At 71.2% G+C, this 24,294-nt stretch carries 22 protein-coding genes and 2 tRNA genes; 18 read left to right on the top strand and 6 right to left on the bottom strand.

The genetic code is table 11. The features are described from left to right. Nucleotides 1-8: 8 nt before the first annotated feature. The 5 genes from ACWF79_RS08135 (at nt 9) to ACWF79_RS08115 (ending at nt 3,910) form a co-directional block, all read left to right on the top strand. Nucleotides 9-2,213 carry an ATP-dependent DNA helicase UvrD2 gene (locus tag ACWF79_RS08135; protein WP_453727221.1) on the top strand — a complete coding sequence of 735 codons (2,205 nt, stop codon included), beginning with the start codon at nt 9-11 and terminating at the stop codon, nt 2,211-2,213. 117 nt (nt 2,214-2,330) lie between these two features. Next, on the top strand, nt 2,331-2,759 hold the full coding sequence (locus ACWF79_RS08130) for a hypothetical protein (RefSeq protein ID WP_453727220.1): 429 nt from the start codon (nt 2,331-2,333) through the stop codon (nt 2,757-2,759). 171 nt (nt 2,760-2,930) lie between these two features. Beyond that, nucleotides 2,931-3,299: a WhiB family transcriptional regulator gene (locus ACWF79_RS08125; RefSeq protein ID WP_260228985.1), complete on the top strand. Its 369-nt coding sequence runs from the start codon at nt 2,931-2,933 to the stop codon at nt 3,297-3,299. Next, a complete protein-coding gene (locus tag ACWF79_RS08120; RefSeq protein WP_453727219.1) occupies nt 3,296-3,619 on the top strand; it encodes a hypothetical protein in 324 nt (107 codons plus the stop codon). Before ACWF79_RS08125 ends, ACWF79_RS08120 begins: the two co-directional genes overlap by 4 nt. Nucleotides 3,620-3,727: 108 nt before the next feature. Continuing rightward, nucleotides 3,728-3,910: a hypothetical protein gene (locus tag ACWF79_RS08115; RefSeq protein WP_453727218.1), complete on the top strand. Its 183-nt coding sequence runs from the start codon at nt 3,728-3,730 to the stop codon at nt 3,908-3,910. A gap of 34 nt (nt 3,911-3,944) precedes the next feature. On the opposite strand, the gene ACWF79_RS08110 is transcribed toward ACWF79_RS08115, so the two are convergent. Then, nucleotides 3,945-5,291, bottom strand: a complete 1,347-nt coding sequence (locus ACWF79_RS08110; RefSeq protein WP_453727217.1) for an ABC1 kinase family protein — start codon at nt 5,289-5,291, stop codon at nt 3,945-3,947. Between the two features lie 41 nt (nt 5,292-5,332). Next, nucleotides 5,333-6,484 carry a ThiF family adenylyltransferase gene (locus tag ACWF79_RS08105; protein WP_453727216.1) on the bottom strand — a complete coding sequence of 384 codons (1,152 nt, stop codon included), beginning with the start codon at nt 6,482-6,484 and terminating at the stop codon, nt 5,333-5,335. A gap of 192 nt (nt 6,485-6,676) precedes the next feature. On the opposite strand from ACWF79_RS08105, the gene ACWF79_RS08100 reads away from it, so the two are divergent. The 4 genes from ACWF79_RS08100 (at nt 6,677) to ACWF79_RS08085 (ending at nt 10,441) form a co-directional block, all read left to right on the top strand. Next, complete coding sequence (locus ACWF79_RS08100) at nt 6,677-7,252, top strand: M48 metallopeptidase family protein (protein ID WP_453727215.1); 576 nt, start codon at nt 6,677-6,679, stop codon at nt 7,250-7,252. 112 nt (nt 7,253-7,364) lie between these two features. Next, nucleotides 7,365-8,972 (top strand): TerD family protein, encoded by a 1,608-nt coding sequence (locus ACWF79_RS08095; protein ID WP_453727214.1) that lies wholly within the window; start codon nt 7,365-7,367, stop codon nt 8,970-8,972. 13 nt (nt 8,973-8,985) lie between these two features. Further along, entirely contained in the window at nt 8,986-9,666 is a 681-nt protein-coding gene (locus ACWF79_RS08090; RefSeq protein ID WP_453727213.1) for an AIM24 family protein, read from the top strand. Nucleotides 9,667-9,685: 19 nt separating this feature from the next. Beyond that, nucleotides 9,686-10,441, top strand: a complete 756-nt coding sequence (locus ACWF79_RS08085) for an AIM24 family protein (protein WP_453727212.1) — start codon at nt 9,686-9,688, stop codon at nt 10,439-10,441. A 54-nt stretch (nt 10,442-10,495) separates the two neighbouring features. On the opposite strand, the gene ACWF79_RS08080 is transcribed toward ACWF79_RS08085, so the two are convergent. Then, nucleotides 10,496-11,017, bottom strand: a complete 522-nt coding sequence (locus ACWF79_RS08080) for an NUDIX hydrolase (RefSeq protein WP_453727211.1) — start codon at nt 11,015-11,017, stop codon at nt 10,496-10,498. Next, nucleotides 11,014-12,471, bottom strand: coding sequence for a zinc-dependent metalloprotease (locus ACWF79_RS08075; RefSeq protein ID WP_453727210.1), 1,458 nt, complete (start codon nt 12,469-12,471; stop codon nt 11,014-11,016). The genes ACWF79_RS08080 and ACWF79_RS08075 overlap by 4 nt, the downstream gene beginning before the upstream one ends. A 210-nt stretch (nt 12,472-12,681) precedes the next feature. Here ACWF79_RS08075 and ACWF79_RS08070 point away from each other — a divergent pair, with 210 nt between their 5' ends. The 4 genes from ACWF79_RS08070 to ACWF79_RS08055 all read left to right on the top strand — a co-directional run bounded on the left by ACWF79_RS08070 (nt 12,682) and on the right by ACWF79_RS08055 (nt 16,019). Then, nucleotides 12,682-13,791 carry an SDR family oxidoreductase gene (locus tag ACWF79_RS08070; protein ID WP_453727209.1) on the top strand — a complete coding sequence of 370 codons (1,110 nt, stop codon included), beginning with the start codon at nt 12,682-12,684 and terminating at the stop codon, nt 13,789-13,791. A 160-nt stretch (nt 13,792-13,951) separates the two neighbouring features. Further along, a complete protein-coding gene (locus ACWF79_RS08065; RefSeq protein ID WP_453727208.1) occupies nt 13,952-14,413 on the top strand; it encodes a molybdenum cofactor biosynthesis protein MoaE in 462 nt (153 codons plus the stop codon). A 212-nt stretch (nt 14,414-14,625) separates the two neighbouring features. Continuing rightward, a complete protein-coding gene (locus ACWF79_RS08060) occupies nt 14,626-14,856 on the top strand; it encodes a hypothetical protein (RefSeq protein ID WP_453727464.1) in 231 nt (76 codons plus the stop codon). A 74-nt stretch (nt 14,857-14,930) separates the two neighbouring features. Next, nucleotides 14,931-16,019, top strand: a complete 1,089-nt coding sequence (locus ACWF79_RS08055) for a YlbL family protein (protein WP_453727207.1) — start codon at nt 14,931-14,933, stop codon at nt 16,017-16,019. An 83-nt stretch (nt 16,020-16,102) separates the two neighbouring features. On the opposite strand, the gene ACWF79_RS08050 is transcribed toward ACWF79_RS08055, so the two are convergent. Next, nucleotides 16,103-16,657 carry a PPA1309 family protein gene (locus tag ACWF79_RS08050; protein WP_453727206.1) on the bottom strand — a complete coding sequence of 185 codons (555 nt, stop codon included), beginning with the start codon at nt 16,655-16,657 and terminating at the stop codon, nt 16,103-16,105. A 136-nt stretch (nt 16,658-16,793) separates the two neighbouring features. Between ACWF79_RS08050 and ACWF79_RS08045 the strand changes: the two genes are divergently transcribed. From ACWF79_RS08045 to ACWF79_RS08030, 4 genes are all read left to right on the top strand, one after another. Next, nucleotides 16,794-19,784 carry a UPF0182 family membrane protein gene (locus ACWF79_RS08045; protein WP_453727205.1) on the top strand — a complete coding sequence of 997 codons (2,991 nt, stop codon included), beginning with the start codon at nt 16,794-16,796 and terminating at the stop codon, nt 19,782-19,784. A gap of 51 nt (nt 19,785-19,835) precedes the next feature. Next, nucleotides 19,836-19,909: transfer RNA gene (locus tag ACWF79_RS08040), tRNA-Met, on the top strand. Nucleotides 19,910-20,117: 208 nt separating this feature from the next. Beyond that, the gene (locus tag ACWF79_RS08035; protein ID WP_453727204.1) at nt 20,118-21,959 is read left to right on the top strand and encodes a tetratricopeptide repeat protein; all 1,842 of its coding nucleotides are present in this window, start codon (nt 20,118-20,120) and stop codon (nt 21,957-21,959) included. Between the two features lie 66 nt (nt 21,960-22,025). Continuing rightward, nucleotides 22,026-22,102 (top strand) — tRNA-Met (locus tag ACWF79_RS08030). A 124-nt stretch (nt 22,103-22,226) separates the two neighbouring features. Here the strand turns inward: ACWF79_RS08030 and ACWF79_RS08025 are convergent. Continuing rightward, the gene (locus ACWF79_RS08025; protein ID WP_453727203.1) at nt 22,227-22,640 is read right to left on the bottom strand and encodes a Fur family transcriptional regulator; all 414 of its coding nucleotides are present in this window, start codon (nt 22,638-22,640) and stop codon (nt 22,227-22,229) included. Between the two features lie 143 nt (nt 22,641-22,783). On the opposite strand from ACWF79_RS08025, the gene ACWF79_RS08020 reads away from it, so the two are divergent. Then, nucleotides 22,784-24,238 carry a catalase gene (locus tag ACWF79_RS08020; protein WP_453727202.1) on the top strand — a complete coding sequence of 485 codons (1,455 nt, stop codon included), beginning with the start codon at nt 22,784-22,786 and terminating at the stop codon, nt 24,236-24,238. Nucleotides 24,239-24,294 lie beyond the last annotated feature (56 nt).

The raw sequence follows: 24,294 nt of genomic DNA, 5'->3' as shown, positions 1-24,294 counted from the left end.
ATGGCGGAGTGACAGCAGCAACGCACTCCACTCTCTTCCCGCAGGTCCCCGAGTCGGCCGACGCGGTGCTCGACGGGCTCGACCCGGAGCAGCGCGAGGTAGCCCTCGCCCTGCACGGCCCGGTGTGCGTGCTGGCCGGAGCCGGCACGGGCAAGACGCGGGCCATCACGCACCGCATCGCCTATGGCGTGCGGGCGGGCATCCTGCAGCCCGGCAGTGTGCTGGCCGTCACGTTCACCAACCGGGCCGCCGGAGAGATGCGCGGCCGACTCCGGCAGCTCGGCGCGGGCGGCGTCCAGGCGCGTACGTTCCACTCCGCCGCCCTCCGCCAGCTCCAGTACTTCTGGCCGAAAGCAGTCGGTGGCGATCTTCCGCGGCTCCTGGAGCGCAAGGTCCAGCTCGTCGCCGAGGCCGCCGCGCGCTGCCGCGTCCGGCTCGACCGGAACGAGCTGCGGGACGTCACCAGCGAGATCGAGTGGGCCAAGGTCACCCAGACCGTCCCCGCCGACTACCCGGCGGCCGTCGCCAAGTCCGTCCGCGAGGCGCCGCGCGACCCGGCCGAGATCGGCCAGATCTACGGGATGTACGAGCAGCTCAAGCGCGACCGCTCGGTGATCGACTTCGAGGACGTGCTGCTGCTCACGGTCGGCATCCTCCAGGACCGGCACGACATCGCCGACCAGATCCGACGCCAGTACCACCACTTCGTGGTCGACGAGTACCAGGACGTCTCCCCGCTCCAGCAGCGCCTCCTGGACCTGTGGCTCGGGGACCGCGACAGCCTCTGTGTCGTCGGCGACGCCAGCCAGACGATCTACTCCTTCACCGGCGCCACCCCCGACCACCTGCTGAACTTCCGCACCCGGTACGCCGAGGCCACGGTGGTCAAGCTGGTCCGCGACTACCGCTCCACCCCCCAGGTCGTCCACCTCGCCAACGGACTCCTCAGCCAGGCCCGTGGCCGGGCCGCCGAGCACCGCCTGGAGCTGATCTCCCAGCGCGACCCGGGCCCCGAGCCCGCCTACACGGAGTACGGGGACGAGCCAGCCGAGGCCGAGGGCACCGCCCGCCGCATCCGCGACCTGATCGCCGCCGGAGTCCCGGCCGGCGAGATCGCCGTGCTCTACCGGATCAACGCCCAGTCCGAGGTCTACGAACAGGCCCTCGCCGACGCCGGCGTGCCCTACCAGCTGCGCGGCGCCGAGCGCTTCTTCGAACGTCAGGAGGTACGGGAGGCCGGCATCGCCCTGCGCGGCGCCGCCCGCGCGGGAGGGAACGACTCGCTGCTCGACGGCGCCGAGGACCTGCCCGCCCAGGTCCGCGCGGTGCTCTCCACCAAGGGCTGGACCACCGAGCCGCCCGCCGGTTCCGGCGCCGTCCGCGACCGCTGGGAGTCGCTCGCCGCGCTGGTCCGTCTCGCCGAGGACTTCGCCCGCGCCAAGTCCGGCGCCACCCTCTCCGACCTGGTCGCCGAGCTCGACGAGCGGGCCGCCGCGCAGCACGCCCCGACGGTCCAGGGCGTCACCCTGGCCTCCCTGCACGCGGCCAAGGGCCTGGAGTGGGACGCCGTCTTCCTGGTCGGCCTCACCGAGGGCATGATGCCGATCACGTACGCCAAGACCGACGAGCAGGTCGAGGAGGAACGCCGCCTGCTGTACGTCGGCGTCACCCGCGCCCGGCTCCACCTCTCCCTGTCCTGGGCGCTCTCCCGCTCGCCCGGCGGTCGTGCCTCCCGGCGCCCGACCCGCTTCCTCAAGGGGCTGCGCCCCGGCTCCGGCGGCCTCGGCGCGAGCGGCGGCTCCGTGGGCGGCGGCTCGGTCGAGCGCGGCATCGGCGGGGTGGGCGGCGGCGCCCGGCGCAAGCAGCGGGGCCCGGTGCGCTGCCGCGTCTGCGGCGCGACGCTCACCGAGGCCGGCGAGATGAAGCTGATGCGCTGCGAGGACTGCCCCTCCGACATGGACGAGGCGCTGTACGAGCGGCTCCGTGACTGGCGCGCCGAGCAGGCCAGGCAGCTCGGTCAGCCGGCGTACTGCGTCTTCACCGACAAGACGCTGATGGCGATCGCCGAGCGGGTGCCCACCACCGACGGCGAACTCGTCGGAATCTCCGGAGTCGGCGCGCGCAAGCTGGACCGCTTCGGCGCCGACGTTCTCGCCGTCTGCGCGGGGGAAGTGCCAGGTGGGACGGGTGGAGGAGACGACGAGGAGAGCTGAGGAAAACTCGTCGGAAAAATAGTTTGCGCCCGCCCCGTCAAGCCCCATAGGTTCTTAACCACGGAAACAGCGGCTTCTACGAAGCCCTGTGTTCGTGCTGTACTTGTCCAAGTAAACATGAGGGTCCGGCTCACACCGAGCCCTCCGAGACGCCGAGAGGAGGCGATTCCAGTGATCAGCAACATCAACAACACCGCCGTCAGCTTCGTCAGCATCGACAAAATGACCGATCGCTCGGTCGTCTCCGCCTGCTCGCTCGGCCTCTCCGGCTCGGCGTTCCTTGGCCATGGCCTTCCGGGCACCGGTCTGTCCGGCGCCGGTCTGGCCCCCGCCGCTTCCCTGCGGCCGGCGGCCGATCTGGCGGGTCTCCCCGTCATGGAGCGCATCGAGCGACCGACCAAGGCACTGGAAGCAGGAGTAGCGGCTGGCAAGGCCTCGGCCTATGCCTTCGCGGCGACCGGTGCCGGAAACCAGACGAAGCAGACGCAGCAGCACCACATGATGTGGGCCTTCCGTGGGCTCGAACCCTGGAGTGATCCAGCCTGACCTGATCAGGCCGGCGCCTTCAGGGCCGCGGAACCCCACCCGGGATCCGCGGCCCTTCTGTTTGTCCCCGAACGGGGGCGACGGAGCGAAGGGGCCTCGGAACCAGCACCACCCGGTACCAGCCGAAACCCCGGCCCACAGGCCGGAACGACCAGACGAGGAACAAAAACCGTGCAACTCGAAGCGCACGCCCCGTCCGTACCGCCTTCCGAAACGATCCCGCCGCCCGGCCTCACGGAGGACTCCACCTTGACCCCCCTCACCGCGCTCACCGCGCTCGACGACGCCATCGAGAACCTCGGCGTACCCGTCCCCTGCCGCTCGTACGACCCGGAGGTCTTCTTCGCCGAGTCCCCGGCCGACGTCGAGTACGCCAAGTCCCTCTGCCGTACCTGCCCGCTGATGGAGGCCTGCCTCGCGGGTGCGCAGGAGCGGCGTGAGCCGTGGGGCGTCTGGGGCGGCGAGCTGTTCGTCCAGGGCGTGGTCGTCGCCCGCAAGCGGCCGCGTGGTCGCCCGCGCAAGAACCCGGTCGCGGCATGAACGTCACCGGCACCATCGACCGACCCCTCACGCACGATCCCCAGAAGCTGGCCCCGATGACCTCTTCCACCAGCGAGCCGTCCGGCTCCGCGACCCCAGACGTCACCATCACCGGCGCGAACGCCTCGCGTCAGAACAGGACCCGAGAGATGCAACTCATTCCAGAAGCCCTGGCACGTGCGCATATGCACGACCTCCGGCGGGAAGCCGACGCGGAACGCCAGGCTGTGCGCCTGGTCGCCGCTCGGCGGATGCAGCGGCGCGCCGAGCGCGTGTCCCTGCGCGCCCGCCGCGCGCTGGCCATGGCCGTCATGCACTGACCTGTCACGCGCCAAGCTGACAGAACCCCGCGGGGGCCGGTCCGAACGGACCGGCCCCCGCGGTGCGTTGCGGCGCGCCCCGGCCCTTGTCGGACTATCGTCAGAGGCGTGAACGACGCCCGGCATCCCGAGGAGCCCATCGTCTGCGCCCGCTGCGGCACGACCGCCGAGACGCTTCCGGTGACCTGGACCTGCTCGGTGGAGAACGGCAGGCGCGAGTACATCTGCGATCGCTGCGCGCGCGAGAACATCCGCTCCATCGAGGGCCGGCTCGACTCCACCTGGTGGTGAACCCGGCGGCGGTGACGGCCGGCCGGCCCCTCCCTCACTCCGCTTCGGCGAAGCCCGGCAGCCACTCCTCCAGCTCGTCGCGGAGCCGCACCGTCGCGTCGAGCTGACAGAGCACCCCGATCGTGCTCAGGGTCACACGGTGTATCAGCAGGTACGAGGGCGGCAGGTTCAGCTGCCTGCCCAGCTGGTGCGCGGGGGAGCGCGGGTCGGCGATCCGGGCGGCCTGCGTCCGCATCCAGCCGCGCGTGAAGCCGAACGCGTCGACCTCGGCCGGCTCGATGATCGGCAGCAGATACTCCAGGACCGCCTCCGGGTCGAGGTCGATCGAGTCCTTGACGAAGCCCTCCTCGCGCAGCAGCTCGTACACCGTCTCGGCGTCGCCCTCCAGGGTCAGCCGCAGGCACGTGCCGATCGTCTCCGGCAGTCCGCCCGGCAGCCGGTCCACCGTGCCGAAGTCCAGCACCCCGAGACGCCAGGTCTCCGGACCGTCCTCCTCGTCACCGGCGCCCGGCAGCAGCCGGAAGTTACCCGGGTGCGGATCGGCGTGCAGCAGTCCGGTGCGGGCCGGGCCGGAGAAGAGGAAGCGGGCCAGGAGCTGACCGGCCCGGTCCCGCTGCTCCTCCGTCCCGTCCGCGATCACCTCCGACAGCGGGATCCCGTCGATCCACTCCGTCACGAGCACCTGATCGCTCTGGTGCACCACCCGCGGCACCACGACATCGGGATCGTCCGCGAACACCTCCGCGTGCGCCTGCTGGGCGTGCGCCTCCAAGGCGTAGTCCAGCTCCTCGGAGACCCGGTCACGCATCTCCGCGATCAGGGGCTTGATGTCCATGCCGGGGATCAGCGGACCGAGGAGCCGGGCGAACCGGCTGAGCTGCGCCAGGTCCGACAGGAGCGCCTCGCCCGCGCCCGGGTACTGGACCTTCACCGCGACCTCGCGGCCGTCGTGCCACACCGCCCGGTGCACCTGCCCGATGGAGGCGGCCGCCGCCGGCTTGTCCTCGAACTCCAGGAACAGCTCTCGCCACTCCTCGCCGAGCCGCTCCTCCAGGATCGCGTGGACCGTGCGCGTCGGCATCGGGGGAGCCGCGTCCTGAAGCTTGGTCAGCGCCGCCCGGTACGGCCCGGCCACCTCCTCGGGGAGGGCCGACTCGAAGACGGACATCGCCTGCCCGAACTTCATCGCCCCGCCCTTGAGTTCCCCTAGCACCTTGAACAGCTGGTCGGCCGTGCGCTGTTGCAGCTCACGAGCGACGAGCTCGGCGGACTTGCCGCCGATCCGCTTGCCCAGACCCCAGGTGGCGCGTCCGGCGAAGCCGAGGGGCAACGCGGCCAACCGGGCGGTCCGGGTGACCGCCTTCCGGGGAAGATCAGACATGTGCCCCTCCAGTTCCCAGACTGCCGTGCCACACACGACCGTTACCCCGCCATTGTGTCCTGCGGCGTTCCGACCGCCGAGGTGCGCTCCCCCTCTCCGTGGCTTCCCGCGCCGCACGGACACGCCGGGTGCGGTCTCGTCCGCTCCACGCGCCACTCCAGCAGCGGCAGCGACACCTCCCAGCGGGCCCCCGTGCTGGTCGGCAACCCGCCGTCCAGGAAGGCCAGCGCATGGGCCGCCGCGAGCCCGGCGACCGCCGCCGCGAGACCCAGGTCGCACGCCGGGACCTCCGGAGGCGGGCCCGAGCGCCACTGCGCCAGCATGCGGGGCCACGCTGGCTCGCGGTCCGTCCGCTCCTCCTGCGCGCAGCGCGCGCAGGCCGTCCCGCCCGGCAGCACCAGCGGTCCGACCACACCGGTGGCCTCCAGCACCCCCGCGTACAGATGCGGCGTGCCCGTCGCGATCCAGCCCTCGGCGGGCAGCGGGTCGGGGAGATAGGCGGAGAGGCCGTCCCGAGGAGTCACCACGACGAGTGAGAGGCCGGGCTCCCTGCCGAGTTCACCCGTCACCCGCCGGGGCGGCCGGGGCGGGCGGCCACCGGGCGCCGACCGCGCGACGAGCCGATGCGCCGCCGCGGCCCGCCGCTCACCCACCGCCTCGGCCGGCAGCCCTCCCGGCGCGACCTCCCAGGGCCGGACCGATCCGGAGTCCAGGACGTCCACCCGGCCCACGCCCGAGGCCGAGAGCAGCGCGGCGACCATGGCGCCGACCCGCCCCGCGCCCCGCACCTGGACCCGCGCCGCCCGCCGCGCGGACACGCGCCGTAACGCCCCGTCGGACTCCGGGTGGGCCACGGAGAGTGAGGCCAGATCCGCGCGGAGGGGATCGAGCGCGTCGTCGGTGGACGCCGCCCCGCCCGGCTTGCCGGGCCTCCCCGCCGAGGCGTCCGCGAGCAGCCCCGCCCTCGCGAGCCGCCCGAGCAAGTCCTCCAGCAGGCCGTCCCGCAGCCCGAGAGCTCTGGCCTCGCCCCGTAGCAGCGTGACGCCACGCGTGCCGTCGAGCAGGCCGAGGAGACTGCCGGTGGTCGTGTCGAGCGGCCCCACCACGACCGCGTGCGCGGAGGTGGCCCCGAACTGCACGCTCCGCAGATCGCGCCATGCCCTGCGCAGTGCCGGTTTCAGCATCGGATGCATTTCCGCCCCCGTGATCTTGATCGTCGACTCTTTCGCCCGATCGTCAGATTGCCCGGGAGTCGAAGCGGCCGGAGAAAGTTGTCCACAGGGGCGGGGTATTAATCATTCAAATGGTGCAGGGTGTGACCGGATCCCCGCCGAACCGTCCCGGAGGCAGGACTTCCCCCGCTGACAGCGGGTAACGTCGGCCCCGTGCCCGCCGACCCACAGCGCAGCGTGACAAGGAAGCCGCCCCGCGGTTCGGGGACGAGTGCGGTCGAGGTCCGCAGAAGCTCCCGGCGGAGCAGAACCGTCTCCGCCTACCGCGAGGGCGACCGGACCATCGTGCTCATCCCGGCCCGGATGTCCGAGGCGGAGGAGCAACGCTGGGTGACGGTCATGCTCGACAAGCTCGCCGCCCAGGAGAGCAAGCGGGTCCTCGGGGACAGCGAACTCACCGAGCGCGCGACGCGGTTGTCGGACCAGTACTTCGGCGGCCGGGCACGGCCGACGTCCGTGCGCTGGGTGACGAACCAGAACACCCGCTGGGGCTCCTGCACCCCCTCCGAGGGCAGCATCCGCCTCTCGCACCGGCTCCAGGGCATGCCCGAGTACGTCGTCGACTACGTCCTCGTCCACGAGTTGGCCCATCTCCTGGTCCCCGGCCACGGCCCGCGCTTCTGGCGGCTCCTGGAGGCCTACCCGCGCACCGAGCGCGCCCGCGGCTATCTCGAAGGAGTCGTCGCCGCGGAGCGTCTGCCCCACCTCCCGGCCGCACGCGGAGAGTAACGACACCCGCCCCGATCCTGTACCGAATTCGTACCGGCTTGGCTCAATGTCGCACACAGCCGTTAGCCTGACGCGACGTATTCACCTTCGGGATGGGGGACGGTCGTTACGCATGGCCAGGGAATTCCAACGCGGCCACAAGGCCAAGATCAGTGATCTGACACCGGGGACCGATCTGTACGTGGGCGTGCAGATCAACGCGCCCGGACTGACCTTCGACATCAGCTGCTTCGGCCTCGACGCGAACGAGCAGCTCTCCGACGACCGGTACTTCATCTTCTTCAACCAGCCGAAGTCGCCGGAGGAGTCCATCCAGCTGCTCGGGGCGCAGTCGGGCGACACGGAGTCCTTCCGGGTCACGCTGGACCGCATCCCGGCGAACATCCACAAGCTGTCGTTCACCGCGACCATCGACGGCGCGGGCCAGATGTCGCAGATCGGCCCCGGCTACATCCGGATCGTGGCGGGCGGCGAAGAGGTCGTCCGCTATCCGTTCACGGGCGCGGAGTTCTCCACCGAGCGCGCCGTCATGCTCGGCGACTTCTACCTCAAGGACGTCTGGCGGTTCGCCGCCATCGGCCAGGGCTTCGACGGCGGCCTGGACGCGCTGCTGAAGAACTTCGGCGGCGAGGTCGCCGAGGAGCAGCCCGCCGCGCAGGCCCCGCAGGCAGCGCCCGGCTTCGCGCCGCCGGCGCAGGCCGCCGCACCGCCCGCGTTCGGCGCGCCCGCCGCACCCCACGCGCCGCAGCCCGCACCCCAGGCGCCCCAGCCCGCACCGCAGGCCCCGGTCCAGCCGGTGCACGCGGCGCCCACCATGGCCGCCCCGATGGCCCCGCCCGCCCCGGCGCCCGCGCCGTACGGTCAGCAGCCGCCGGCCCCGCAGTACGGCCAGGTACCGGGTCAGGTGCCCGGTCAGGCGCCGTACGGCCAGCCGCAGCAGCCCCAGTTCGGCCAGATGCCGGGCCAGGTCCCCGGCCAGATGCCGGGCCAGGTCCCGGGGCAGTTCGGTCAGCCGGGCGGAGTCCCGCAGGGCGTGCCCCAGGGCGTGCCCGCCACCGGAGCCGGACTCGCCGCCGCGCTCCAGCCGTACAAGGAGACCCCGACCGGCTCCCGTTGGACCCCGCAGAACCAGCAGCTCATGCGGGTCGACCTGCAGATGGGTGGCAACCCCGTCCTCGCCCGCCAGGGCAGCATGGTCATGTATCAGGGCAAGGTCGACTTCAGCCACAAGGGCGCCGGGTTCACCGGCCGGATCGTCGGCAACGCCACCGGCCAGGAGATGCAGCTGATGCGCTGCAGCGGCCGAGGCCAGGTCTTCCTCGCCGAGGACGGCGCCCACCTGCACCCGATCGAGCTCCAGGGCGACGGCATCTGCGTCTCCGCCGAGAACGTGCTCGCCTTCGACGAGTCTCTCCAGTACGAAGTACGGAGGATCGAGGGCCACGGCATCCCCGGCGGCGCCCTGTTCACGATGCAGTTCCAGGGCACCGGCACCGTCGTCGTCAAGACGCACGGCGTCCCGGTCGTCCTGCCGGTCACGCCGACCACCTTCGCCGACTGCAACGCGGTCGTCGCCTGGTCGTCCGCGTCCCAGGTGATCCTCTCCAGCCAGGTCCGGCTGCGCCGCAACGCGTACCCGGGACACAGCGGAGAGACCGTCAACCTCCAGTTCCGGGGCGCCCCCGGCAACTTCATCGTCGTCCAGCCGTACGAGGTCTGAGGGAGCCCGAAGAATGAACCAGCAACTCGCGGGCTTCGCCCCGACCCCGATGGCGGCCCGGATGGAGAACCACGGCCGCGCGATGCTCAAGGTCGCCATGGCCTCCGGCCAGGACCTCTACGCACGCACCGGCTCGATGGTCTCCTACGAGGGTTTCGTCACCTACGAGCCCAACCCGCCCGCCGCCCGTCAGGTCGCCCAGCAGTGGGTCACCGGCGAGGGCGCGCCCATCATGAAGTGCTCCGGCGACGGCCTGCTCTACCTCGCCGACTACGGCGCGGACGTCGTCGTGATCAACCTCCAGAACGACTCGCTGTCCGTGAACGGCACCAACCTGCTGGCCTTCGACGCCCACCTCCAGTGGGGCGTCGAGAAGGTCAAGGGCCTCGCCAAGTTCGCCGGACAGGGCCTGTTCAACGTCGAGATCGCGGGCACCGGCTGGGTCGCCCTGACCTCGCGCGGCACGCCGATCGTCGTCGACTGCGGCCGCGGCGAGGACGAGACGTACGTCGACCCCGACGCGCTCGTCGCCTGGTCGCCGGCTCTCAAGGTCAAGGGCAAGCGCAGCTTCAAGGCCTCCTCCCTGATCGGACGGGGCAGCGGCGAGGCGTACCAGATGGCCTTCTCGGGCCAGGGCATCGTCGTCGTACAGCCGAGCGAGGACAGCACCGACCGCCTGCGGATCCGGGGCTGAGGGGGAGCGAGAACACATCATGCAGAGCCCGCTTTTCAACTACGCCGAGCAGCAGAGCCAGGAACGGTACGTCATCCAGAACCCGCAGATGCTGCGGGTGGCCCTGACAGGGTCGGACGACGTCCTCGCCCGCAAGGGCGCCATGGTCGCCTACCAGGGACTCATGGACTTCGACGGCGAGTACAAGACGCCCAACCAGCGCCGCGCCCAGGCCCGCACCGGTGAGGGCCTCGACCTCATGCGCTGCTCCGGGCAGGGCACGGTCTACCTGGCCAACCTCGCCCAGTACATCCACGTCGTGGACGTCGAGCAGGAAGGCATGACCGTCGACAGCGCCTACGTCCTGGCGCTCGACTCGACCCTGCACACCGAGGTCATCGCCGTGGACAGCCAGTACGGCGTCTCCGGCACCGGCAAGTACCAGCTCAACATCTCCGGCCGCGGCAAGGTCGCCCTGATGACCTCGGGGCAGCCGCTGATGATGCACGTCACGCCGGAGAAGTACGTCAACGTCGACGCGGACGCCATCGTCGCCTGGTCCACCGGGCTGCGGGTGCAGATGCAGGCGCAGACGACGAACTCCAGCATCCGCCGCCGGCGCGGCAACACGGGCGAGGGCTGGGAACTCAGCTTCCTCGGACAGGGCTTCGCCCTCGTCCAGCCCAGCGAGGTCATGCCGCCGCAGAACGCCGCCATCGGACAGGGCCTCGCCGCCCAGTTCGGCGCCGGCCAGCACGGCTCGCACGCCCAGAACCAGAACAACGCCTGGAACTGAGCAGACGTAAGGGGCGGCCTCCTAGGAGGCCGCCCCTTACCCATGTCCCCTGGTCTACAGCCGCGCGCGAGTCGCCTCCAGCAGCCGTACGACCGACACGTCGGCCACCGCGGCCACCTCGTCGTACGCGTACCAGCGCAGGTCCAGCGACTCGTCGCTGATCGCCTCCACCGCGCCGGCCGGCGCCAGCGCCGCGTACTGCACGTCCAGGTGCCAGTGGCACGGCGCGGGAATCGGATGCCGGTCCAGCCGCACCGGGCCGCCCGGAAGCAGCGTCAGACCCGGGATCCCGGACTCCTCCGTCGCCTCGCGCAGCGCCGCCCCGGCGACCGTCGCGTCACCCGGCTCGCAGTGCCCGCCCATCTGCAGCCACATGCCGAGCTTCTTGTGCAGCGTCAGCAGCACCCGCCCGCGCTCCGGGTCCACCACCAGCGCGCTGGCCGTCAGATGCCCGGCCTCGCACGCCTTCCACATCCCGTCGGCGTGCGCGGCGAGGTGGTCCAGATAGATCCCGCGCAGCTCGTCCTGGTCCTCGTACCCCTTCAGTACGAGGACCGCGTCGTCGTGCAGACTCACTTCTCGCCGTCGCCCTTGTCGTCGTCGCGGTCGCCGTCGTCGCCGTCCGGCTTCGTGCCGCCGGCCGCCTCGCCGAGCATCTTGTCGATCTCCGAGAAGTCCAGCTGCTCGCGGTGGACGAAGCCGTCCGGGTCGTCCAGGTCGGACGCCGTCGGCAGCATGTCCGGGTGCTCCCACAGGTGGTCGCGGCCGTCGACACCGCGCGCGTCCGTGAGCGAGGCCCACAGCCGCGAGGCATCCCGCAGCCGGCGCGGACGCAGTTCGAGCCCGATCAGCGTGGCGAAGGTCTGCTCGGCGGGACCGCCGCTCGCCCGCCGACGCCGCAGCGTCTCGCGCAGCGCGTCCGCCGAGGTCAGCCGGGACTTCGCGGCCTCGTGGACCACCGCGTCCACCCAGCCCTCGACCAGCGCGAGCGCCGTCTCCAGACGGGCGAGGGCGGCCTTCTGCTCCGGCGTGTCCTCGGGCTGGAACATGCCCTGCTGGAGCGCCTCCTGAAGCTGCTCCGGCTGCGCCGGGTCCAGCTGACCGACCGCCTCCTCCAGCTTCGAGGTGTCGACCTTGATCCCGCGCGCGTACCCCTCGACCGCGCCGAACAGATGCGAGCGCAGCCACGGCACATGGGCGAAGAGCCGCTGGTGCGCGGCCTCGCGCAGGGCCAGGTAGAGCCGCACCTCGTCCTTGGGGACGCCGAGGTCCTTGCCGAACGTCTCGATGTTCAGCGGCAGCAGCGCCGCCTTGCCGGCCGGGCCCAGCGGCAGACCGACGTCCGTCGAACCGACGACCTCACCCGCGAGCGCGCCGACGGCCTGACCGATCTGCTGGCCGAACATGGCGCCGCCCATCGACCGCATCATGCCGATCAGCGGGCCCGCCATGGCCTGCATCTCCTCGGGCAGCACATCGCCCATCGCCGTGCCGACCCGCTCGGCGACCGGGTCGACCAGCTGCTGCCAGGCCGGCAGCGTCGCCTCGACCCACTCCGCGCGGCTCCACGCCACGGCCGTGCTCGCCCCCGACGGCAGCGACGTCACGCCGTCCAGCCACAGGTCGGCCAGGCGCACGGCCTCCTCGACCGCGGACTTCTCCGCCGGACCCACGCTGGCGTCCTTGGTGCCGTCGGACGTGCCCTGGGCGACCACCTGGCGGGCGATCTGCTTGGCCATGTCCCAGTTCACCGGGCCGCCCTCGTACGAGAGCATCTGGCCGAGCTGCTGGAAGGCGGCGCCCAGGTCGTTGGGGTTCAGCGAGCCGAACATCGCGGCGAAGGGATTGTCCGCGCCACCGGGGCCGCCCATGCCCGGCAGACCGCCGAAGCCGAACGGATTGGCCCCGAAGGGGTTGCCACCCTCGCCACCGGACCCCTGGCCACCTCCGGCGGGGTCCTTCTTCTTGCCCTCGTCGCCGCTCTCCGGCTCCTCAGGCGGAAGGCCGAATCCGAATGGGGTGTCACTCACAGGTTTCCTCGGCTCGTAGGGCCGCCGGCTTCCTGCCGACGGCGGCTTTCCTGGCGCGGCTCGATGCCCGACTCCACACCACCAGCGTAGACATCCGGGCCGGATGTGGGCTCGGTGCTCCGCCGGGCCGTGGCCTGCGGCAGGATGGACGCCACCTGGTACGTACGCGTCATTCGGGTACGTACTGAAGACAACCGCTGGAGACGCCCGGTGAGTTCCCCAGATCCTCAGGTTCGCGCAGCGCGAAACATCTCGACCCGGTCCACCGGGCGCGGCCCCGTGGTCGCGGTCACCGGTGCCGCCTCCGGGGTCGGCGACCTGCTGACCAGGCGCCTGGCCGCGTCCGACGAGATCAAGCAGGTCATCGCCATCGACGAGCGCCGGGGCGAGGTCTCCGAGGCGCAGTGGCACATCCTCGACGTCCGCGACCCGGCCATCGCCGAGAAGCTGCGCGGCGCCGACGTGGTCGTGCACCTCGCCGTCGACCTCGACCTGGAATCGGACGCCGCCGCCCGGACGGCCTACAACGTGCGCGGCGCGCAGACCGTCCTGACGGCCGCCGCGGCCGCGGGCGTGCACCGCGTGGTGCTGTGCACCTCCGCGATGGTCTACGGCGCGCTGCCCGACAACGACATCCCGCTCTCCGAGGACGCCGAGCTGCGGGCGACCGCCGAGGCCACCGGTGTCGGCGACATGCTGGAGATCGAGCGGCTCGGCCGCCGCGCGCCCCGCGCCCACCCGGGCCTGCACGTCACCGTCGTCCGCCCGGCGGTCCTGGTGGGCGGTACGGACACGGCCCTGACCCGCTACTTCGAGTCGCCTCGGCTGCTCGTCGTGGCGGGGTCCCGCCCCACCTGGCAGTTCTGTCACGTCGAGGACCTCGTCAGCGCGCTGGAGTACGCGGCCCTGGAGAAGGTCGAGGGGGAGTTCGCGGTCGGCTGCGACGGCTGGCTGGAGCAGGAGGAGGTCGAGGAGCTCTCCGGGATCCGGCGCATGGAGCTGCCCTCGGCCGTCGCCCTCGGCGCGGCGGCCCGGCTCCACCGGATCGGGCTCACGCCGTCCCCGGCCGGCGACCTGGCGTACACGATGCACCCCTGGGTGGTCAGCGTCGGCCGGCTGCACGACGCGGGCTGGCGGCCGAAGTGGACCAACGAGGAGGTGCTCGCCGCGCTCCTGGAGGAGGTCGAGGGCCGGCACACCGTCGCGGGCCGCAGGCTCGGCCGCAAGGACGCGACGGCGGCGGGAGCGGCCGGTGCGACGGTGGCACTGCTCGGCACGGCGGCGCTGGTACGCCAGATGCGCAAGCGGCGCGGCATGTAGCCCCGGAAGCCTGCGGGCCGGGAGCCGGTGGACCGGAGGCCGGAGGCCTGCGGACCGGCAGACGGGGGACCGGGACTGTAGGACCCTCCTACGGAGGGTCGGGTCCACCGGTCGAAACCGCTATTCCGCGATGTCCGTGCGGTACGGCACCATGGGCTTCATGGCACGTACCCATGACCACCCCGGCGAGCAGACGGCGGCCGACCCGATCAAGCTGCTGGCGATCCGTGACGCCCCGCTCTCCCTCGACGAGGTCTTCCGGGCCGTCGGCGACGACGCGGCGGGCGGCACGACCCTCTTCGTGGGCACGGTGCGCAACCACGACGGCGGCGCGGACGTCGACGAGCTGGGGTACTCCTGCCACCCCTCCGCCCTGGACGAGCTGCGCAAGGTCGCCGAGAAGGTCGTCGCCGACTACCCGGTCCGCGCCCTGGCCGCCGTCCACCGCGTGGGCGACCTCCAGGTCGGCGACCTCGCGGTCGTCGTCGCGGTCTCCTGCCCGCACCGCGGCGAGGCCTTCGAGGCCTGCCGCAAGCTGATCGACGACCTCAAGCACGAGGTCCCGATCTGGAAGCACCAGAAGTTCTCCGACGGCACGGAGGAGTGGGTCGGGGCCTGCTAGGGGTATCGCCCTGGCGTCCCCCAAGTGGCCCCGAGGCCTCCCCTAGGCGCCGGACCGGTCCCAGGCAAGACGCCGCGCCGACGGCTTGTAGTCGAACGCCCCGATTTGCGTAACCAGCCCCCTGGCAGCAGCGTTGATGCTGCAGATCGTTAGTCTGCTGATCGGCCGGGTTCCGGCCGGTTGCGGTCGCTCATTGGGGTTGGGAGGTCGGGATGGCAGCGCTCGCGTGGTTGCTGATTCCGCTTTTCGCTGTCGTCGGCGCGGCGATATGGGGAAGCTGGGTCCAGCGGAACAAGACCATCGGGGACGTGGCCGAGCTCGCCGGCTACGCACGCTTCAGGGACGCCATGGAGCGGTCCCATGGCGGCATCGACGCCGCCGCCCCCGAGATGGCCCAGGCGGCGCCCTCGTCCCCCGTACGCAGTAGCCACGTCTCCGGCTGACTCCTCCCCGCCGACCGCCTCGTACGGACCCGCCCCACGGGTGCACTCACAGACCGGTCCCGTACTGTCGTTCCATGCCACGCCGCACCGCGACGATGCTCGCCTCCACCCTGGTCCTGATCACCCTGCTCTGTGTGGGCGTCCTGGTCCCGGTCCCGTACGCGGAGATGAGCCCCGGACCGACGGTGAACACCCTCGGGGAGGCCAGGGGCGAGCCGGTGCTCCAGATCTCCGGCCACAAGACCTACCCGACCGACGGGCACCTCAACATGACGACCGTCCGCGTCACCAGCGCGGACTACCGGATGAACGTGGTCGAGGCCGTCTACGGCTGGCTCGCGCACGACAACGTGGTCGTCCCCAAGGAGACCCTCTACCCGGACGGCAAGACCGAGGAGGAGTCGAGCCAGGAGAACGCCGAGGAGTTCAGCCAGTCCCAGGAGAGCGCCAAGGTCGCCGCCCTCGGCGAGCTGGGCATCCCGGTGACCACCCGGGTCGTCGTCGCCTCCGTCGTCAAGGACAGCCCCGCCCAGGGCACGCTGCACGCGGGCGACGTCATCAAGGCCGTGGACGGCGTGCCCGTCAAGGAGCCCGGCGACGTCGCCAAGCAGGTCACCACGCACAAGCCGGGCGAGAAGGTCGAGTTCACGATCGTCCCCACCAAGGAGGCGGCCGCGGCCGAGAAGGCCGGCAAGGAGCCCACCGCCACCAAGAAGGTCACCGTCACGACCGTGAAGTCCTCGGAGGGCGACCGGGCGATCGTCGGCATCCAGGCCGGCACCGACCACGTCTTCCCGTTCACCATCGACATCAAGCTCGCCGACGTCGGCGGCCCCAGCGCCGGGCTGATGTTCGCGCTCGGCATCGTCGACAAGCTGACCCCGGAGAGCCTCACCGACGGCAAGTTCATCGCCGGTACCGGAACGATCGACGAGAAGGGCCAGGTCGGCCCGATCGGCGGTATCGAGATGAAGCTGGTCGGCGCGCGCAACGCCGGAGCCCGGTACTTCCTCACCCCGGCCGACAACTGCGAGACCGCCGCCTCCGACATCCCCGACGGCCTCACCCTCATCAAGGTGAACACCATCGACGACGCGACGAAGTCGCTGGAGAAGCTCCGCAAGGGCGACACGAAGAACCTGCCCAGCTGCTCGAAGAGCTAGGCCGCACCGCCAGGACACCTAAAGAAGGGGGCGCCCCGGTCACCGAGACCGGGGCGCCCCCTTCGCCGTACTCCGCAGGATCCTCAGGACTCGAAGGTCGCCGCCAGGGCCTCCGCGAGGCCCGGCACCAGGTCCGCCCCGGTGAGCACCTCGTTCGGCGAGTCCTTCTCGCGCAGCCGGATCGCCGCCTCCCGCGCGCCGTTACGGAGCACGGCCACGGTCATCCGGACCTCCTGCCGGTCGGGGTGGCGGGCCACCCACTTCGCCAGAGCGGCCTCGTTCAGGCCCTCGGGCACGGAGGCCTCGGCCGACGGCGGGAGCATCAGCCGCTCCACGGTCAGCGCGCAGCCGGCCACCGCGTCGGGCCAGGCGATGGTGCCGAGGAACTCGTCGAGGGGCTTCCCCTTCGGCAGTTCCTCCTGCTCGATGGGGGTGTAGGCGGCCGCCTCGTCGCCTTCGAGGCCGAGCTGGGAGGCCAGTCCCGGCTCCTGGGCACGCAGTCGGGCGGTGTCGACCAGGGCGAAGAGCCGGGCCGGGCGGTCCCAGCCGAGGCCGGAGGCGTACTCGTCGATCTCGAGCACCGCGCGGGTGAGGGGGCTTGCGGCCATGGGGGTGCCGGAGGGGGAAACGTTGGACATGGACAACATCCTGCCTCCTCTCCCCCCGAAGACGGGAACTAGGTAAAGCCTCAGTAAGTTGCATCAGTGGGCTCTACGATCGCGGGGCCTGCTTTATCGACGCATCAACCTCGAGGGGCGCACGTTGGCTTTCCAGATGCCGGACCGCGGAGGCGGCGGAGGTCCGTCCGGGCCAAGGATCAGAGTCGGCCGGCCGTCCCGGCGGGCCCGCACGCTGCTCATGACCCTGGGTGTGCTGGCCGTCCTGGCCATGGTGTTCGTCATGTTCGCCGGGTTCTGGACGGACTGGCTCTGGTACCGCTCGGTCCACTACTCGTCCGTGTTCACCACCACCCTGTGGACCAAGATCGGCCTCTTCGCGGTCTTCGGTCTGCTGATGGGGCTCGCCGTCGGGCTGAACATCTGGCTCGCGCACCGGCTGCGGCCGCCGCTGAGCGCGATGTCGCTGGAGCAGCAGAGCCTCGACCGGTACCGGATGGGCCTGGCGCCGTACAAGAAGTGGGTGCTCCTCGCGATCACCGCCCTGGTGGGCCTGATCGCGGGCGCCTCGGCCTCCGGCCAGTGGCGGACGTGGCTCATGTGGGTCAACGGCGTGTCGTTCGGCCAGAAGGACCCCCAGTTCCAGCTGGACGTGGCGTTCTACGCCTTCGACCTCCCCTGGTACCGCTTCCTGCTCGCCTTCGGCTTCGCCGCCACGGTCCTGTCGCTGGTGGCCGCCGCCCTGACGCACTACCTGTACGGCGGACTGCGCGTCACCAGCCCCGGTGCCCGCGCCACCGCCGCCGCGACCGGCCACCTCTCGGTGCTCCTCGGCGTCTTCGTCTCCCTGAAGGCCGTGGCGTACTGGCTCGACCGGTACGGCCTCGCCGTGAAGTCCAGCGACTTCAAGGCGGCCGGGAACTGGACGGGTCTGCGGTACGTCGACGCCAACGCCTACCTGCCGGCGAAGACGATCCTGTTCTGCATCGCCGCGATCTGCGCCGTGCTGTTCTTCGCGACGCTCTGGCGCCGCACCTGGCAGCTGCCGGTGATCGGCTTCGGCCTCATGGTCCTGTCGGCGATCCTGATCGGCGGCCTGTACCCGGCCATCGTGCAGAAGTTCCAGGTCCAGCCGAACGAGCAGGCCAAGGAAGCGCCGTACATCCAGAAGAACATCGACGCGACCCGCAAGGCGTACGCCATCGACGCGACCAAGCCGGAGAACTACTCCGGCAAGTCGACGACGAAGAACAAGGACACGCTGCGCAACGACTCGGACACGGCGGCCAGCTACCGCCTGCTCGACCCGAACATCGTGTCGCCGACGTTCCAGCAGCTGGAGCAGAAGCGGAAGTACTACCAGTTCCCGACCACCCTGGATGTCGACCGCTACAGCGGCAAGGACACCGTCGTCGGTCTGCGTGAGCTCAACATCAAGGGCATCCCGAAGCGGAACTGGATCAACGACCACTTCACGTACACCCACGGCTTCGGCGCGATCATGGCCACGGGCACGCAGACGGACGCCAACGGCTCGCCGATCTTCACCGAGGCCGGCCTGCCGACCACGGGCCAGCTCGGCCCGTACCAGCAGCGGATCTACTACGGCGAGAAGACCGACCAGTACTCGATCGTCGGCGGGCCGCAGAAGGAGCTGGACTACGAGGAGAACGGCGAGAAGACCACCAGCTACGAGGGCAAGAGCGGGGTCAACCTCTCCAACACCTTCAACCGCGCCGCCTACGCGGTCGCGTTCAGCGAGCCGCAGATCCTCTACTCGGGGGCCATCGGCGAGGGCTCGCGGATCCTCTACAACCGCACGCCCAAGGAGCGCGTCGAGGCGGTCGCGCCGTGGCTGACCATCGACGGAGACGCCTACCCGGCGGTCGTCGACGGCCGGATCCAGTGGATCGTGGACGCGTACACGACGACCAACGGCTACCCCTACGCCTCGCGTACGACGCTGGGGGAGACCACGGCCGACGCGCTGACGGTCGGCAACCAGCAGCGCGCGGTGGTCGCCCAGCAGAACCAGGTCAACTACATCCGCAACTCCGTGAAGGCCACCGTCGACGCCTACGACGGCACGGTGAAGCTCTACGAGTGGGACACCAAGGACCCGGTCCTCAAGACCTGGATGAAGGCGTTCCCGGACACCGTGGAGCCGCGTGAGGCGATCAAGGACAGCCTGATGCAGCACCTGCGGTACCCGCAGGACATGTTCAAGGTCCAGCGGGAGCTGCTGACCCGGTACCACGTGACCAACCCGGCGCAGTTCTACAGCGGTTCGGACGCCTGGCAGGTGCCGGACGACCCGACCAACAAGGACGGCAACGCCGTTCCGCCGTACTACCTGAGCCTGAAGATGCCCGGGGACGCGCAGCAGCGGTTCTCGCTGACGACGACGTTCACGCCGAACGGCCGGCCCAACCTGGGCGGCTTCATGGCGGTCGACGCCGACGCCAAGAGCAAGGACTACGGCCGGATAGAGCTGCTGCGCGTGACCTCGGACGTCCCAGGTCCCGCGCAGGTGCAGAGCAAGCTCAACGGCCTCCCGGACGTGGCCCAGTTCGTCCGGGACATGAAGGGCGCGGACTCCGACATCCAGTACGGAAACCTGCTCACGGTCCCGCTCGACGGCGGCTTCCTCTACGTCGAGCCGGTCTACGCCCAGGGCCGTAACGCGCTCTACCCGCTGCTGAAGAAGGTCGCGGTGTCCTATGTGGACGCGGACCAGCCGGACGGTGACACGACCAAGGACACCACGGTGTTCAAGGACAACCTCACCGACGCGCTGAACGCGGTCTTCGGGGTGGAGGGCACCACGCCGCCCCAGCCGGAGCAGCCGGGCACCAAGCCGCCGACGACGCCGACCACGCCGACGACGAACGACGCCCTGCTCAAGCAGGCCATCGCGGACGCGCAGAAGGCGTACGACGACGGTGAGGCCGCGCTGCAGAAGGGTGACTGGACCGCCTACGGCAAGGCCCAGGAAGCCCTGCAGAACGCCCTCCAGCGGGCGGCGGACGCGGGCGCGAAGCTGACGCCGCCGGCCGACCAGAAGCCGGGTGACAAGCCGGCCGACGGAAAGCCTGCGGACCAGAAGCCGGGAGCGACCCCGTCCACGAGCCCACCGAGCAGCGGCTGACCGTCTGGTCAGGAACCCCCCTCGCGTCGTGATACCTTTACGGAACAACGACGCGGGGTGGAGCAGCTCGGTAGCTCGCTGGGCTCATAACCCAGAGGTCGCAGGTTCAAATCCTGTCCCCGCTACTGAAGACAAGGGCCCGGATCCTTCAGGATCCGGGCCCTTGTCGTTGTGCGTGGGGGAGGCGGGCGACGCCCCGAAGAGCGGTGGGGATGGGGCGAGTTGGGGCGGAACGTGTTTGACTTGTCTCTCTGTGGGCATGTCGACAAAACGCTGAAGTGACCTCACTGGCTGCGGTATACCAGGTGTACGCGCGTTGCGGGTGGTGCGACGATGGTTTTTATGGGGGACAGGGCAACTCTGTTGGAGACAGGGCGGTTTGTGCAGCGGCACGCCCGACGGGCCGCGGACGACATCATCGAGGCCGCGGAGGTCGTCGATGCGGCCGTCGACACCACCACCGCCGAGAGTGAGACGGAGACGGAGACCGAGGCACGCCACCGGCGCGCCGCCGAGAACGGCGACGCCGCGTCGATGAGCGTGCTCGGCGCGCTGCTGCTGCGCCGGGGCGACCTGGACGGCGCCGAGCCGTACCTGCGCGGTGCCACCGCCGAGGGCGACCGGGCCGCCGCCAACAACCTGGGCGTCCTGCTGCACCAGCGGGGGTACGCGGACGAGGCCGCCGGCTGGTGGCGGGTCGCCGCCGTCGCGGGTTCCGCGCCCGCCGCGCACGCGCTCGGCCGATACCACCGCGAGCGGGGCGACGAGCCTGCCGCCGAGTACTGGCTGCGCCAGTCCGCCGAGCAGGGCCACGCCCTGGGCGCGTACGCCCTCGCCGACCTTCTGGAGCACCGCAGCGACGTCGGCGCGGAGCGCTGGCTGCGCGCCGCCGCCGAGCAGGGCCACCGCGAGGCCGCGTACCGCCTGGCCCTGGCCCTGGAGCGGCGGGCCACGGAGACCGACGGGGAGCTCGCCGAGGCCGAGCAGTGGTTCCGGCAGGCCGCGGCACGGGGCCACCGCCGGGCCGCGCTGCACCTCGGCGCGATCCTGGAGAAGCGCGGAGACCTCAAGGAGGCCGGCCGCTGGTACCTGAGCTCGGCCAAGGAGGGCGAGGCCAAGGCCGCCTGCGCGCTCGGCTTCCTGCTGCGCGACGCCGGGGACGAGGAGAGCGCCGCCGTGTGGTGGCTGCGCGCCGCCCAGGACGGCGACGGCAACGCCGCCAACGCGCTCGGCGCCCTGCACGCCGCCCGCGGCGAGCAGCAGACCGCCGAGCGCTGGTACCGCGCCGCCATGGACGCGGGCGACGTCAACGGCGCGTACAACCTCGGGCTGCTCTGCGCCGCCCAGGACCGCAACCAGCAGGCCGAGCAGTGGTACCGCCGCGCCGCCTACGCCGGGCACCGCGAGGCCGCCAACGCGCTCGCCGTCCTCCTCCTCCAGGCCGGCGACGCCAACGGCGCCGAGCCCTGGTTCTCCAAGGCCGCCGAGGCCGGCAGCGTCGACGCCGCCTTCAATCTCGGCATCCTCTACGCGGGTCGCGACGACGACCGCTCGGCGCTGACCTGGTACGAGCGCGCGGCGGCGGCCGGGCACACCGAGGCCGCCCTCCAGGTCGGCATCGCCAGCCTCCGTGACGGCGACGAGCAGGCCGCCGAGCGCCACCTGCGGTGCGCGGCGGGCGGCGGCAGCGCCGAGGCCGCGTTCCGGTTGGCGACCGTCCTCGACGCGCGCCGCCCCGAGCCCGGACCGCCGGCGCTGGGCGCCTCGCGCGAGGAGAAGTCCGAGTGCGAGGAGTGGTACGAGCGCGCCGCCGAGCAGGGGCACCGGCGCGCCCAGGTACGGGTGGGCATGCTGGCCGCCGCGCGCGGCGACGTGGCGGAGGCGGCCCGCTGGTACCGCGAGGCCGCGGAGGCCGGCAGCCGCAACGGCGCCTTCAACCTCGGGCTGCTGCTCGCCCGGGAGGGCAGCGAGCGCGAGGCCGCCCTCTGGTGGACCCGCGCCGCCCGGGCCGGGCACGGCCGCGCCGCGCTGCGGCTCGCGCTGCTCGCGGCCCGGCGCGGTGAGCTGACCGAGGGGCGGCGCTGGTGCGCGCGGGCCGTGGAGCTCGGCCCGGCCGAGGTGGCCGAGCGGGCCGCGCGGCTGAGCGAGGCGCTCCACCAGGAGCTGACCGCGTAGCCCTGGTGGGTGGCGGGGAACGGATTTGCGCTGGTCGTGGGCGTCCCGTAAGGTTGGGTTCACCGACGCGGGGTGGAGCAGCTCGGTAGCTCGCTGGGCTCATAACCCAGAGGTCGCAGGTTCAAATCCTGTCCCCGCTACCAAATGATCAGGGCCTGGATCCGAATGGATCCGGGCCCTGTTTCGTTTCCGTGTGCGGCCCGGTGGTCGGTTGTGCCCACCCGTTCCGCCCCGGCGGAACGCATGCCCACAACCGACCCCCGCGCGCTACGTGGCGCAGTTCGGGCAGATGCCTCGGTACGTGACCTCGACGTCGGAGATCGTGAAGCCGAAGCGCTCCGAGTCCGGGAGGTCCGACAGCGGGTTTCCGGCCGGGTGGACGTCGCGGATCGTTCCGCAGCGACCGCAGACCAGGTGCTGGTGGGGTCGGTGGGCGTTCGGGTCGTACCGCTTGGCGCGGCCGTCCGTCGCGACCTCCATCACCTCACCGAGGGTGACCATCTCGCCCAGCGTGTTGTACACCGTCGCCCGGGAGATCTCGGGCAGTCGCTCCACCGCGCGCGCGTGGACCTCGTCGGCGGTCAGGTGGACATGGTCTCCGTCGAGCACCTCGGCCACGACGCGACGCTGCGCGGTCATTCGCCAGCCGCGGCCGCGCAGTCGTTCCAACAGGTCACTCATAGGAACAGCCTAACAGCGAGGGGGCCGAGGTCCCGAACGGGTGTGACTTTGGATGAGGCCTTGACTTAGACAATGTCTATTGTAGGGTCGAGTCCAGCACAGGCCATGGACGGGGCGTGCGGCACGCACCACAGGAGGCGCACATGACGACGCAGGGACCGCTCACCACGGAGGCCGGCGCGCCGGTCGCCGACAACCAGAACAGCGAGACGGCCGGCGTCGGCGGTCCGGTGCTCGTCCAGGACCAGCTGCTCCTGGAGAAGCTCGCCCACTTCAACCGCGAGCGCATCCCGGAGCGCGTGGTCCACGCGCGCGGTGCCGGTGCGTACGGCACCTTCACGGTGACAAGGGACGTCACGCGGTACACCCGGGCGGCGTTCCTCTCCGAGGTCGGCAAGCAGACCGAGACGTTCCTGCGCTTCTCCACCGTCGCGGGCAACCTCGGTGCGGCCGACGCGGTGCGCGACCCGCGGGGCTGGGCGCTGAAGTTCTACACCGAGGAGGGCAACTACGACCTCGTCGGCAACAACACCCCGGTGTTCTTCATCAAGGACGCCATCAAGTTCCCGGACTTCATCCACACCCAGAAGCGCGACCCCTACACGGGCAGCCAGGAGGCCGACAACGTCTGGGACTTCTGGGGCCTGTCGCCCGAGTCGACCCACCAGGTGACCTGGCTCTTCGGCGACCGGGGCATCCCCGCCTCGTACCGCCACATGAACGGCTACGGCTCGCACACCTACCAGTGGAACAACGAGGCCGGCGAGGTCTTCTGGGTCAAGTACCACTTCAAGACCGACCAGGGCATCAAGAACCTCACCCAGGCCGAGGCCAACAGGCTCGCCGGTGAGGACCCGGACAGCCACCAGCGCGATCTGCGGGAGTCCATCGAGCGCGGCGCCTTCCCGAGCTGGACCGTGCAGGTCCAGATCATGCCGGCGGCGGACGCGGCGACCTACCGCTTCAACCCGTTCGACCTCACCAAGGTGTGGCCGCACGCGGACTACCCGCCGATCGAGATCGGCACGCTGGAGCTCAACCGCAACCCCGAGAACATCTTCGCCGAGGTCGAGCAGTCGATCTTCAGCCCGGCGCACTTCGTGCCCGGCATCGGCCCGTCCCCGGACAAGATGCTCCAGGGCCGGCTCTTCGCGTACGGCGACGCCCACCGCTACCGCGTCGGCATCAACGCCGACCACCTGCCGGTGAACCGCCCGCACGCCACCGAGGCGCGCACGCACTCCCGTGACGGCCGCCTCTACGACGGCCGGCACGGCGGCGCGAAGAACTACGAGCCGAACAGCTTCGGCGGCCCGTTCCAGACCGACCGCCCGCTGTGGCGGTCGAGCGCCGTCACCGGCGGTACGGGCAACCACGCGGCCCCGTCCCACGCCGAGGACGACGACTTCGTCCAGGCGGGCAACCTCTACCGCCTGATGGCGGAGGACGAGAAGGGCCGTCTGGTCGAGAACCTGGCGGGCTTCATCGCCAAGGTCTCGCGCGACGACATCGCCGAGCGGGCGATCGACAACTTCCGCAAGGCGGACGGTGACTTCGGCAAGCGGCTGGAGGCCGCGGTCCAGGCCCTGCGCGGCTGAGGGCGCCTGCCGAGGAGAAGGAGCGGGCCGGACTTCCGTACATCGGTACGGAAGTC

This window comes from Streptomyces sp. NPDC054975 (genome assembly GCF_053609105.1).
The sequence above is the reverse complement of the archived record's forward strand: the minus strand, read 5'-3'. Positions and strand labels throughout refer to the sequence as shown.

What these genes read in the sequence shown, in the direction of transcription:
- ACWF79_RS08130 (WP_453727220.1), top strand. Translation starts at nt 2,331, where the DNA reads ATGAGGGTCCGGCTCACACCGAGCCCTCCGAGACGCCGAGAGGAGGCG.
- ACWF79_RS08120 (WP_453727219.1), top strand. Translation starts at nt 3,296, where the DNA reads ATGAACGTCACCGGCACCATCGACCGACCCCTCACGCACGATCCCCAG.
- ACWF79_RS08110 (WP_453727217.1), bottom strand. Translation starts at nt 5,291, where the DNA reads ATGTCTGATCTTCCCCGGAAGGCGGTCACCCGGACCGCCCGGTTGGCC.
- ACWF79_RS08105 (WP_453727216.1), bottom strand. Translation starts at nt 6,484, where the DNA reads ATGCATCCGATGCTGAAACCGGCACTGCGCAGGGCATGGCGCGATCTG.
- ACWF79_RS08095 (WP_453727214.1), top strand. Translation starts at nt 7,365, where the DNA reads ATGGCCAGGGAATTCCAACGCGGCCACAAGGCCAAGATCAGTGATCTG.
- ACWF79_RS08090 (WP_453727213.1), top strand. Translation starts at nt 8,986, where the DNA reads ATGAACCAGCAACTCGCGGGCTTCGCCCCGACCCCGATGGCGGCCCGG.
- ACWF79_RS08085 (WP_453727212.1), top strand. Translation starts at nt 9,686, where the DNA reads ATGCAGAGCCCGCTTTTCAACTACGCCGAGCAGCAGAGCCAGGAACGG.
- ACWF79_RS08065 (WP_453727208.1), top strand. Translation starts at nt 13,952, where the DNA reads ATGGCACGTACCCATGACCACCCCGGCGAGCAGACGGCGGCCGACCCG.
- ACWF79_RS08060 (WP_453727464.1), top strand. Translation starts at nt 14,626, where the DNA reads ATGGCAGCGCTCGCGTGGTTGCTGATTCCGCTTTTCGCTGTCGTCGGC.
- ACWF79_RS08055 (WP_453727207.1), top strand. Translation starts at nt 14,931, where the DNA reads ATGCCACGCCGCACCGCGACGATGCTCGCCTCCACCCTGGTCCTGATC.
- ACWF79_RS08050 (WP_453727206.1), bottom strand. Translation starts at nt 16,657, where the DNA reads ATGTCCAACGTTTCCCCCTCCGGCACCCCCATGGCCGCAAGCCCCCTC.
- ACWF79_RS08045 (WP_453727205.1), top strand. Translation starts at nt 16,794, where the DNA reads ATGCCGGACCGCGGAGGCGGCGGAGGTCCGTCCGGGCCAAGGATCAGA.
- ACWF79_RS08035 (WP_453727204.1), top strand. Translation starts at nt 20,118, where the DNA reads ATGGTTTTTATGGGGGACAGGGCAACTCTGTTGGAGACAGGGCGGTTT.
- ACWF79_RS08025 (WP_453727203.1), bottom strand. Translation starts at nt 22,640, where the DNA reads ATGAGTGACCTGTTGGAACGACTGCGCGGCCGCGGCTGGCGAATGACC.
- ACWF79_RS08020 (WP_453727202.1), top strand. Translation starts at nt 22,784, where the DNA reads ATGACGACGCAGGGACCGCTCACCACGGAGGCCGGCGCGCCGGTCGCC.